Raw genomic sequence first — 10,470 nt, forward strand, 5'->3', positions numbered from 1 at the left:
CCAGTAAATTAACTTTCCCAACTCGATACCTATGTCCGTAATCACCCCGGTCATATGGGTCGTTCTAATTTCTGCCTTTGATGCCTTAGTAACAATCGCATTTTGCAAGCCCATAACAAAGCAGAGGAGCAATGCAATCGCCGGCACCGTTAGGGGCAAATATAAATTTAAGTTAGCCCCGACCAATCCAAAAACTAAAAGCAACACTGCTTCGAGCAATAACGGCAACGCAAACTCACTATGAATTCTTCTTCTATGGCCCCAATTAACAATGATGGCAGTAGTGGCGGCACCGAATAGAAAAGACAACAAGAGCGAGATACCGCCTAGCACTGAAATCAAATCATTAAGAGCCAGATCATCCCCAATCGCAGAAATGATGCCACTCATATGCGAGGTGTAGCGGGCAATCGCCAAGAATCCACCCGCATTAACCGCGCCCGCAACAAATGCCATATAGGCGCCCAACTGAACATTAGTCCTGTGGGAGCGCTCGGCGCTAGTTAAAAGCTGGATGAACTTAATTGGCATTGAAGCTCTATTCTACGACTCAGACTTTTTCAAGAATAAAATTGGGCGTCCGAAGCAAAGTCTACGCAAGTAGCTAAATCGGGGCACGGATAAAGCCTACCTGGATAGCAAATACTGGGTAATCGAAAAGAGGCCTACCGTTAAGCCACAACAAATGAGCAAAGACAAATAGAAGTTGTATTCATTTTTAAGCATCCAACTTAGCAAGAGGAACATGGGCAATGTTGGAATAACATACCAAAATGTCTCTTGGCTGATATCAGCAACCCGGAGCTTGTCCCTTGATTCGACATAGATCCAGATAAAGGCGGTAATTGAAACAATGGGTAAGGCCAACAGAAACGCAGCTAGAGCAGAGCTCCGCTTGCTGAGTTCACCTACCGCAACAATCACAATGGCAGCAATGAGGGTTTTAATGACATAGAGCATGCATCTATATTACGCCCTGAAGATGGTCTTGACGCCTCAATGTGAGTAAAAACACATAAGCTGCAGACTCGAGACCCTATCCTAGTTCTGCCTCATTAAAAGCATCGCGCATACATACGGGTAAATCTATTGATGGCGGTCTAAAACCAGATTGATAAAACATGTCCCCAATATGGCCTCGATGAAACGCTTTGTGATTACAGATATGAATCAAAATGTCACCCCTAGTCATTTCTCCGGCGCTGCCATCAACAAAGGAAAAGCGCACTTTTTCATTCAGCCAGGACTCGCTCATTGAATCGGCATATTGAACATACCAGTCGCCCATTTCATTTAACGTTTCCGAAAGTAGCTTTAAAGAATCTGGTGATTCGGTAGTGCGAGATGTAAAACGTGGTCATTACCAAGCAAATGAGCCCTCCATATTTGATCAACAATCACTATATGGGCCAAAGTGAATGCCATTCCACCAAATGCCGCGGCACGATTTTTGCTGAACTCCTCATGCGGCAGGTTAGAAATAGCAGCTAAGAGCAAGTTATTTGCCCACTTGTTGTAGCGCGTAAGCATTCGGATATTTCGAACAACAGACATAAGGCCTCTTTTGAGAAGCTAGCCTAAGATGAATCGCCAGTTTATGACTTAGGTGATTGCAATCGAAAGCTCAAATGAGCATCTACAGCAGGAAATTCACCTGCCAGAATGCTATATACACAGGTATCTCGAAGACTATCTTTGGCATCTAGATGACGATTAATCTGGTGACTTCGCAATATACCGTCTAGTTTCGCCCCCAATCTCTCAATCCCTTTTCGACTTTGATGATTGAAAAAATGCGTACGAAATTCCACGGCAACACAAGCTAAGTTCCTGAATGCATATCGCAATAGCATCAATTTACATTCAGTATTGATGGCCGTGCGCTGAACCGACTGACGGTACCAAGTAGATCCTATCTCCAGCCTACGATTTTCTGGCTCAATATTCATATAAGCAGTCATTCCAACGGGATTGCCACTGGCATCCAAAATACAAAACGGATTCATTGATCCCAACTGCTGTAAGCTCAAACGCCTTTCAATTTCTTTTGACATTGACTCAGGCGAAGGAACGCTTGTGTACCAAAGCCTCCAAAGCTCACCATCCCTAACGGCCTCACATAAACCATCATGATGCTCCACAGTTAGTGGCACTAATGAGGCATGCTCGCCCTGTAAGGTAACCGAATCGGAGAATTTCATCTTATATAACTTTCAAAACCTTGCTTAGAGAGTCGCCTTCATAGTTTGGTATTTCACCAATCTCTTCAAAGGGATGGTTTAAGCGATTAACCCAAAACACGTCGAAGCCGAACCACTTGGCCGCTAGAGCATCCCAAGCATTACTCGATACGAATAGTATCTCCTCTTTCTTGACTGGAAAAGCTTTAAGCAAAAGTTCGTAGGCTTGTGGGGCGGTTTTAAATAGGTGAATATCTTCAATAGTTACTACTTTATCGAGATGAGAATTTAAACCATTACTCTCCACCACCGCAGCCAACATCTCTCTACTGCCGTTAGACAAAATAGCAGTTGCAATACCCCTCTCTTTAATTGCCTTGAGCACACTCAAACTATCGCCAAACCCAGTGAGCTTGGCATACTGATCCATCAGTCGTCTCTCATTTTCGGGAGTGAGGTTTAATTCCATCCGCTTACAGACATACCTCAATGAGCGAATCGTTAGCTCCCAAAATGGAAGATAGTGTTTGCTGCCATCAGGACTGGGGTCACTCATAGTTACCAAGCGGGTGTATTCGATTTGGCGCTCACGCCACATCAAAGCAAAATCCTGCCCATGACCCGGAAATAATTCTTCTGCCAACTGCCTCATGGAATAGACATCAAATAAAGTTCCATAGGCATCAAAGGCTACGAGCTTATACATACCGTCTCCCTGTTTTTATTATGAATCTGTATTGTCATTTAAAACAAGACTTCATGATTAGATCATCTCAAGGAAAGCAATGCCAGCCGCCAATACAGATGAAAAAACCACCCGAAGGTGGTTTTGGTATTTCTTGGTGGCCCGGGGCGGAATCGAACCACCGACACAAGGATTTTCAATCCTCTGCTCTACCGACTGAGCTACCAGGCCAAGAGCTAAGATTATAGCGGAACTGTTTTTAAGCTACACAAAATGGGCTTACTGTAGCCAACTCTATTGATTTATAGGGAAATCCTGTCGGAGTGGGGATGGCAGACCCTTCTTAACGGTGTGCGACTTAGCTGATGTGGCGGAGGATTGCCTTTAGACCGCCTATGACTTAGGCGCAAGGAGATGCACATACTTTAACGGCGTAAATTTAGAAGTTATGGCGCCAGTAACAATTCGAGCAAATATATCCTCTCGTAAGGATTCATGTGATATGAACGTTCCCTGCGCTACGGCCTTAAGCAATTTACTTGTCTCCTCATGCCTCATCTTTGCATAGAATACAAAACTATCGTGCCTAATAAAATCATGATCCCCTTTTGAAAGCTCACAAGTTAAATCTTGCATTCTTAAGTGATCTCGAGTGCTAATTGGTACAAGTAAATTGCATTGCAGAGATTCGATGTTTAATGGATCGCTAAGCAGAATAAACAAATGTTTCCGATCTGGATCATCATCTGGCCCTGAAGGTATCAGGAGCGCCGCCCTTTTGTAAGGGAGAAAAAGCTTCATATTGAAGCAAATAAATTATCTATATCCTGAGCTGACTTATGTGAGACGATGATTTGAGCTGCCGTCTCTTTATCAAATTTTTTGCTTTTCTCTAGTGCCTTGACAATGTCATCAAACTCCAGAGAATAAGAAGACCCATTTGGGTCGTGCCACTCCGGACAATTAATATGGGTCCAATCCCGAATTGTCCACTTATCCATCCCACCAAAATTACCCCACACAATCTCCAAAACCTCGAGCTCAGCCCTACTTAATTCATCAAGTTCTCGGTGCGCCACTGAAGAACGAACAGCTACTTCATGATTTTCTTTGTCAGAAATCCAAGACTCCCAACCACCATCCTGAGATTCAATGTCGCCGTCCATCAGATTTAGGGTTTTTGAAAGCACGGGACCATGAGGCATTGATACATAAAGATCTCCGGAAATTGGCATTCCAAAAGATTTGATGGCCTCTCTATCTGAAAGATAGAGTAATTTCATCAATTTAAGATGTGACATGCGGGCATTACTTTCTTTTCTCAAAAAGAAAGTAGCCATTTGGGCCACTTTGCGCTCATTAAACATAGTAGGTCGATTTTACTCTTTAGCAATAAGCACTGTTGCCGCCTTATCAATATTTTGTATTATAAAAACAACGAACCTTTATCTGGCTAATTTAAATGAGCAGCCTTCCCAAGCTCAACTTGGCCAGACTTAATCTTCTGCCTGGCTCGCTCGGCTTTAACAGCTTGCTGATCTTGCTTCACTCGATCTTTCATTGATTTAAGTCTGGCTTGCTCTGGGCTTAATGGCTTTTGAGGGGCTATTTCATTGAATCGCATAGCTAACCAATCTGCAATGGTTGATGTGGAACATTACTGCTCCCGAATATAGCCTGGAATAATTTATATGCTTGAGCTTGATTTTGGGCATAGAGAATAGTTTCCACCCACATTCCAGCGGCATTAACAGTTGCCTTGTATCTTTTCATATAGATATTTAGTCGAACCATGATCGGGCCACCCCGCAAGTTTGCGAAGATGGCGCTGCCTTAAAGCTCTTTCATACCCAATATATGCGTGCTCCCCAACTGCGAGCTAAAGCTTTTACTTGCTGCTCATTTAACGCTTGAATTGTTGTTGTTACTTCTATGCCGCCGATTTTTAGGATTACTAGATATGTTTTCATAGAGATATTTAGGCACGCTGTTAAGTGTTTAAATATTTCCTAGATCCCTGGATGGCCACGAACGATATCGTGGCCATTAACAACATCACTATCGCTTAAACCCACTCCTCAAGCTGGCGCTTGCAGTTTCTATCTGAGCATCTAATTCTCCCGCCTCTACTGCCGACTTAATCGACTCCAATGCCTTTACTAGCTCAAGGCCACTAGCCACCTCAACACTGGGCTTGCCCTTTGCCAATTCTATGGTCCAGCTTCCATACTTCACAGAGACGCAAACCTTGCCTTGTTCTGATTGGAACCACCAGGGCTTAATTCTTTTTGGAACCTCCACTTGCTTACGCAATCCAGTTTGAGGGTCTTTAATTGAGCGGTATTTCATCACTACAAACGGCGTGCCATCCATTTGACTTTTGGCCAACTGAATCTGCTCCCAAAGTTTTGATCCAAGTTTGTTTCTGCGAATCACGACGGCAGGCATATGGGTTGGTTTTTTAACTGCTACTAGTTTTAAGTTACTTAATGCGCTCATTGTTTTCTCCTTTTGGTTAATGGGCACAAGCAGTTTGTTTTCAATCATCCAGATAGGTCGACCTCTTTTTGGCAATTCTTCTATTTCGACTCATTTTGGATAGAAAAAATGCGGGTTTTATTGAGCTGTCATAAATATTTTTGCGAGTTGCTTGGTTACACAGTAGATGTCGCAAGAAGAAAAAGAAGTTGCATAGTTGAGTTTGAGTAGTTGCTAGTAAGTTACTCGTAGTGGCAAATGAGTAACTGTGACCAAGTAACACAACTTCGTAACTCCTCTTTTGAGATCTGCGACTTTTACTGCAACTGATCTCTTCTGATCTCTCTTGTAACCAACCAAGGAACTAGCAACAAGAACTCAATTAAGAACACAAGGAGAAAATAAATGAGAGAAATCGCAATCAGAGGCTTTATCAACGAGAAGTACAACACCCTATTTGGCAAGGGATTATTTAGACGAGCCATCTATAACGGATCGGTGGAGCTTCATAATCCAAACCAAAAGTATCTAGTAGATTTTTATGAATATGAACAATTCCAACATACCGCCAAGACAGATCAACAAATCGCTACTCTCAAAAAGTTTGAAGCCTGCGGGGTAGCGAATACGCCCGATCTTGTGATGTCATGGATTGTGCATTACGAACCCCTAACTAAATCTAAAGAGCTGGTCGATGGCTATTGCATTTACCTACAAACTACGGGTGAAGTGCATATTGAAATTGATGATGTTCTAAATGGAACAAATGATGAGTGGGACTTAAAAGCACATCACTGTAAAGCCATGGGCGCCAACAAGCCTGTATTTGTTGCCACGAACGTGGACTTGAACATAAAACAATAAAAACCCCTCAAAAAAGCTCTACACGCAACGATTTTGGGGCATCACACGCCTTGTTGCTGGGCGCATATCAAATAGCGTGCAGGGTTGATTTGAGCTATTGCTGTATGAAGCACTCAGATCGTCGTCTAAAGACGACAGGCACTAGGGATTTGGCATAAATATTTAAAGCAAATATAGGTTAAGAAAACTCTACTTTTCTTAACCTGATTTTGTAACTCATTGATTCTTGGAAGATCTTTGCTTAAAAGCTCTCGGTCGCTTTATTTGTAATAAGAAAACACACTTGTATGTGCTTTTTTATTTATGAAAGGATTTACAAATGGCTCAAGCTAAAACCCTTACCCAAGCAGAAATTGATCAAGTTCTGCGTTACGCAAGCACTAGAAAATATCCCGAGCGCAATCGCGCTCTCATCCTCACCAGCTTTTTGACCGGGATGCGGGTCGCCGAGATCGCCTCCATAAAGTTAGGCGACATTGTCAATGACGATGGCACGATCAAAAACGAAGTAAGACTATCTGCCGCGCAAACCAAAGGCGGTCATCCTCGCACCGTCTTTATCGCTAGTAAACTCAAAGCGGAATTAGAAGTATATTTGAAGACTAGGCATATCAAAGATCCCACAATTGCTTTTTTTCACACTGATAGAAGACTTAAATTCACGCCCAACGGTTTATGCGTATGGTTCTTTTCACTTTATCGAGGTGCGGGCATTAGTGGCGCAAGCAGCCATTCGGGAAGACGCTCGATGATTACCTCGCTCGCCCAAAAAGGAATTGGTGTGCGAGTCTTAGCCGAAATCGCAGGTCATCGGTCGATTGCGGTAACCCAAAAATATATCGATGCCAATCCTGAAATGTGTCGCAATGCGATGGAATTAATTTGATAGTCGGCTAAGAATTTAATCACTACATTTTCTTAATCACAAAAAAGTAGTGATTTTTCTCAAAAAGAAAATCACCCTACAAGCCCCTGTTCATGGGGCTTTAATTTTTCGGAATTTTCTGTCAAGGAAATAAAACAACGCGGTGATTTGTTTGAAAAATCCCAAAAATGTAGAGTTGCCCTTATCAACAAAGCACACAGGCACTTTCGCCATTACCGCCTAGTTGATTTTTAAGGGGCTTTAAAAATGGAAAATGTAATTGAAGTAACTAACCAAGCAGTAAACCCATCAGCAGCACAATCAACCACTCCTTCTGTGGATATTCGCAATATGAATGCCAATGTCATCACTGAGGATTCATCGACTTTTGATGAAGTATTTGAGGTGGAAGGTGAAGTCAAACCCTCATCAAAACCTGTAGCATCATCTGAACCCAAAGAATCGGACAAAGATAAAGCGCAGCGTATGCAGGCAGGCTTGGACAAAGCTAAAGCATCAAAATCTGCCAGCACAAGCCTTGTTCAGTACGAACGTAAGCTCAGCGTAGAGGCTGCCACAGCAGATACATCAGCAATCATCCCAAAAGAGCGCAAAGAGTATGTAACTGCGTTTAAAGCTGGTGTTGAGAAAACTGCTCGTAGCACTTTAGAGATGTGCCGCGTGGTTTATGAGGCAGAGCAATCGCTAGATAAGTTTCAATTTAAAACTTTTTGCGATGAAGTCGGACTTAAGGACTACAGCAGTACTGTTCGCAAGTTCTCTGCAATTGGTCGGGTATATCCACGCTTTATTCAATATGTGGATCAACTGCCAGCAAGTTGGACCAATATCTACTTGATTACTCAAATTCCAGCAGATGCATTTGAGGAATGCCTGACTAAGGGGTATGCGTTAAATAAGCTAACAGGTGCAAAGCTTGATGAACTGGTCAAAAGCACAAAGGACATCAATAAGATTGAAGAGCCTTTAAGCTTTGATAGCAAAAACTCTGGCTATGTATTTGCCAAGCTCTTGTTTACCAAAAAACCTGACGATACGGATTGGCGTGCAATGGAAAAGGCATTGGCTGAAATCTCTGCCCGATTACCCATCAAGTTTGTTATCAACAAAGAAGCTGGAGAGTTTGTGCAAGCTCGTCGTGAACAACGCTATGAGCAGATCAAGCAAAGCAGCAAAAATGTCGATCTCAAGCCTGATTTATGGGATTTGGGCGCAGAAGCGAATGCAGTCTTTAAAGTCGCGGAACGTATAGCTAACCCGACTGATAAGGCAGTCATTACTGTTTAAGACGACCGCTACCACTGCAGGGGTAGCTGTTGTTTTAATACGTTGTTCCATTTAGAACAGGTTTTAAGCCAACTTCTCGGCATTCATCATAGGAGTTAACTTGGAATAATGTCGCTCAATCATGCCAACACTAGTACCCATTTGCCTAGCCAGAGTGTGAATATCAACCCCTCTTGCTAGGGCGAATGTGGCATAGGTATGACGTAGGCTATATAAGGTTCTGTTCTGACCTCCGCCATCAACCCTCATGTTGCTACGAACCATTAAGTTACGAAAGATATTTTCCATATTGCTAATTTGCTCACCCGTTGGCAATCTAAATATCAAAGCATCAACCTTAGCCTCAATCACAGCATTAAGCCCCGAGTAAGGCAACTTCTGCCACTTCATTACTCGTTCTAATACCTTGACCACAGCAGTTCTTGCTATCAAATATCTAGGCCCCGTCTTACCTGATACCCATATCCGCAGATATTTCTTTTCCCCAATCCAATGCCATTGCAAATGCTTCCACCTAAGCGGAAGTGCCTCCGTTCCATGTCGAATGCCTGTATTCACTAGAAACTCTATGTAATAGGCGCATAGCGTTCTCATCAATGCTGTTCTGTCCGTATAGCTACTCTTTTGCCAAGTCTCTGTGTAACTTAACAACTCTTTAATTTCTTCTGCCGTGAAAGCAGGGCGAGGCTGGCTTTTTTTGCCTTTGCTATCCAATAGTGGTACAGCTTGATTAAGCCCAATATAGCCACGATCACGAGCTAGGTTAATTACTCGGATATACGCACTTGCATGATTACGTTTAGTGCTAGCCATGGGAGTCTTGCCCATCTCACTAATACGCCAAGATTCAAATTCGCCCAGTAACTCATTGGTGATTTGACCAATCTTATATTGCCCAAAAAAGGGGATGAGATATTTGTTAATAGCAAAGGCATAGTCACGATAGATGCGCTTACCTAGTTTGTTATGCACCGCTTGCGCCATATTTGCCAACTCATCGAATGCGATCTGTTTAAAGGTTTTAGTGACAACCGCCAAGCCAGCTCCAATCTTGACTTTGACAGTTTCGTAAATGGCTAAGGCTTGGGCTTCAGCTAAATCGGAGTCTTCTGCGTTGGTGGAGGCTGCATGCCAATGCCCATTAGGTAACTTAAAACGACATTGCCATTGACGACTTTTAGGACGTTTGAAGAGGGTTAGCTCACCCTGCAACAACTGGATTGTTTTGGGTGTCTCTAGGTTTGTATTGGCAGGAAAAAGATATTGAAAGTTTTGCAAGTCGAGCGTCTAGTTACAGGACGCTTACAAGCTTAAGTTCAGATTGAGATTAGAGCGACCTAATCTTTATAGTCTCTGAATGTCTCCATAAGCTGTGAAAAGCTACCTAACTTATATTTTTCAAATCCGTCCATATCAACATACACAAAATCAAAATGTATTTTGGATTGCACTTTGTTGATGTCTTCGCACCACTGCTTTAGCCTCCTGGTCTTCAGGGGCACATCTAAATCTGCCTGACCTTTGGTTTCAACTATCACGATATTTTTGCTTGAAACTTTTACTATAAAGTCAGGGTAGTAGTTGGAAATATCCCCATCAGCATTGACATAATCGAGCTTAAAGTTAACCGCAAAATAATTCTTAGCATAAGAAATAATATCTTCGCAGGCCTCAAGATAACTTGCGAACATTAACTCAAAATGACTGTCTCCAATAATCTTATTAAAAATGCTCTTTTTGGGGACTAAATATGACTGGTCTTTAGTAACAAACGGGCGAGTTTGTCTTAATTTAATTGAGTCTCGAATCTCTGCATCACCCCTATCCTGAATAGTTAGCGCATTGATGGCGCTTTTAAATGCATCTATCAATGTTCTTGTTGCTGCAGGCTCAGATAAGTTGCGCAAAATGTTTGCACTTTCTAAATCCACTGCCTTATTAAATAAATCATTCTCAACAAAATTTTTCACTTTTCCGTACAAAATGTCATAGCCACTAATGAGGCGCAAATCCTTCATAATTGTTTGGGTGAAATAGCCAATTACGCTTCGATAGTCCACCAAGCCGGCCGTATCCAAGATTGTTGTATG

Annotated in this window: 13 protein-coding genes, 1 tRNA gene and 2 pseudogenes; 3 read left to right on the top strand and 13 right to left on the bottom strand. The window is 42.5% G+C overall.

The window, feature by feature from the left end; genetic code table 11:
- From B7Y67_RS07030 to B7Y67_RS07080, 11 genes and pseudogenes are all read right to left on the bottom strand, one after another.
- Positions 1-531: YoaK family protein (locus B7Y67_RS07030; RefSeq protein ID WP_293598032.1), on the bottom strand; the 531-nt coding region annotated here is incomplete at its 3' end.
- 96 nt (positions 532-627) lie between these two features.
- On the bottom strand, positions 628-960 hold the full coding sequence (locus B7Y67_RS07035; protein WP_293598033.1) for a DUF3147 family protein: 333 nt from the start codon (positions 958-960) through the stop codon (positions 628-630).
- 76 nt (positions 961-1,036) lie between these two features.
- A pseudogene (locus B7Y67_RS07040) lies at positions 1,037-1,291 on the bottom strand (DinB family protein); the annotation flags it as partial.
- Between the two features lie 23 nt (positions 1,292-1,314).
- The gene (locus B7Y67_RS07045; protein ID WP_293598034.1) at positions 1,315-1,554 is read right to left on the bottom strand and encodes a DinB family protein; all 240 of its coding nucleotides are present in this window, start codon (positions 1,552-1,554) and stop codon (positions 1,315-1,317) included.
- 41 nt (positions 1,555-1,595) lie between these two features.
- Positions 1,596-2,201: a GNAT family N-acetyltransferase gene (locus B7Y67_RS07050; protein ID WP_293598035.1), complete on the bottom strand. Its 606-nt coding sequence runs from the start codon at positions 2,199-2,201 to the stop codon at positions 1,596-1,598.
- A gap of 1 nt (position 2,202) precedes the next feature.
- Entirely contained in the window at positions 2,203-2,886 is a 684-nt protein-coding gene (locus B7Y67_RS07055; RefSeq protein ID WP_293598036.1) for a haloacid dehalogenase type II, read from the bottom strand.
- Positions 2,887-3,020: 134 nt separating this feature from the next.
- A tRNA-Phe gene (locus B7Y67_RS07060) sits at positions 3,021-3,096 on the bottom strand.
- A 566-nt stretch (positions 3,097-3,662) separates the two neighbouring features.
- The gene (locus tag B7Y67_RS07065; RefSeq protein ID WP_215302266.1) at positions 3,663-4,232 is read right to left on the bottom strand and encodes a Panacea domain-containing protein; all 570 of its coding nucleotides are present in this window, start codon (positions 4,230-4,232) and stop codon (positions 3,663-3,665) included.
- A gap of 86 nt (positions 4,233-4,318) precedes the next feature.
- Positions 4,319-4,489 (bottom strand): hypothetical protein, encoded by a 171-nt coding sequence (locus tag B7Y67_RS07070; protein WP_215302267.1) that lies wholly within the window; start codon positions 4,487-4,489, stop codon positions 4,319-4,321.
- Between the two features lie 2 nt (positions 4,490-4,491).
- A complete protein-coding gene (locus B7Y67_RS07075; RefSeq protein WP_215302268.1) occupies positions 4,492-4,638 on the bottom strand; it encodes a hypothetical protein in 147 nt (48 codons plus the stop codon).
- 285 nt (positions 4,639-4,923) lie between these two features.
- Positions 4,924-5,412, bottom strand: coding sequence for a DUF6641 family protein (locus tag B7Y67_RS07080; protein ID WP_342394109.1), 489 nt, complete (start codon positions 5,410-5,412; stop codon positions 4,924-4,926).
- Positions 5,413-5,748: 336 nt separating this feature from the next.
- Between B7Y67_RS07080 and B7Y67_RS07085 the strand changes: the two genes are divergently transcribed.
- The 3 genes from B7Y67_RS07085 (at position 5,749) to B7Y67_RS07095 (ending at position 8,380) form a co-directional block, all read left to right on the top strand.
- On the top strand, positions 5,749-6,207 hold the full coding sequence (locus B7Y67_RS07085) for a hypothetical protein (protein ID WP_015422232.1): 459 nt from the start codon (positions 5,749-5,751) through the stop codon (positions 6,205-6,207).
- Positions 6,208-6,526: 319 nt separating this feature from the next.
- The gene (locus B7Y67_RS07090; protein WP_015422233.1) at positions 6,527-7,093 is read left to right on the top strand and encodes a site-specific integrase; all 567 of its coding nucleotides are present in this window, start codon (positions 6,527-6,529) and stop codon (positions 7,091-7,093) included.
- A 246-nt stretch (positions 7,094-7,339) separates the two neighbouring features.
- Positions 7,340-8,380 (top strand): hypothetical protein, encoded by a 1,041-nt coding sequence (locus B7Y67_RS07095; RefSeq protein ID WP_293598037.1) that lies wholly within the window; start codon positions 7,340-7,342, stop codon positions 8,378-8,380.
- A gap of 63 nt (positions 8,381-8,443) precedes the next feature.
- On the opposite strand, the gene B7Y67_RS07100 is transcribed toward B7Y67_RS07095, so the two are convergent.
- Together B7Y67_RS07100 and B7Y67_RS07105 are read right to left on the bottom strand one after the other, a co-directional pair.
- Positions 8,444-9,658, bottom strand: a complete 1,215-nt coding sequence (locus B7Y67_RS07100; protein WP_293598038.1) for a tyrosine-type recombinase/integrase — start codon at positions 9,656-9,658, stop codon at positions 8,444-8,446.
- Between the two features lie 59 nt (positions 9,659-9,717).
- Positions 9,718-10,470, bottom strand: a pseudogene (locus B7Y67_RS07105) (type III restriction endonuclease subunit R); the annotation flags it as partial.

This window comes from Polynucleobacter sp. 35-46-11 (assembly GCF_002281105.1).

Bases quoted from the DNA above. Each gene is read 5' to 3' on its own strand.
- B7Y67_RS07045 (WP_293598034.1), bottom strand. From the start codon at position 1,554: ATGTCTGTTGTTCGAAATATCCGAATGCTTACGCGCTACAACAAGTGG.
- B7Y67_RS07070 (WP_215302267.1), bottom strand. From the start codon at position 4,489: ATGCGATTCAATGAAATAGCCCCTCAAAAGCCATTAAGCCCAGAGCAA.
- B7Y67_RS07055 (WP_293598036.1), bottom strand. From the start codon at position 2,886: ATGTATAAGCTCGTAGCCTTTGATGCCTATGGAACTTTATTTGATGTC.
- B7Y67_RS07090 (WP_015422233.1), top strand. From the start codon at position 6,527: ATGGCTCAAGCTAAAACCCTTACCCAAGCAGAAATTGATCAAGTTCTG.
- B7Y67_RS07035 (WP_293598033.1), bottom strand. From the start codon at position 960: ATGCTCTATGTCATTAAAACCCTCATTGCTGCCATTGTGATTGTTGCG.
- B7Y67_RS07080 (WP_342394109.1), bottom strand. From the start codon at position 5,412: ATGATTGAAAACAAACTGCTTGTGCCCATTAACCAAAAGGAGAAAACA.
- B7Y67_RS07050 (WP_293598035.1), bottom strand. From the start codon at position 2,201: ATGAAATTCTCCGATTCGGTTACCTTACAGGGCGAGCATGCCTCATTA.
- B7Y67_RS07095 (WP_293598037.1), top strand. From the start codon at position 7,340: ATGGAAAATGTAATTGAAGTAACTAACCAAGCAGTAAACCCATCAGCA.
- B7Y67_RS07075 (WP_215302268.1), bottom strand. From the start codon at position 4,638: ATGAAAAGATACAAGGCAACTGTTAATGCCGCTGGAATGTGGGTGGAA.
- B7Y67_RS07085 (WP_015422232.1), top strand. From the start codon at position 5,749: ATGAGAGAAATCGCAATCAGAGGCTTTATCAACGAGAAGTACAACACC.
- B7Y67_RS07065 (WP_215302266.1), bottom strand. From the start codon at position 4,232: ATGTTTAATGAGCGCAAAGTGGCCCAAATGGCTACTTTCTTTTTGAGA.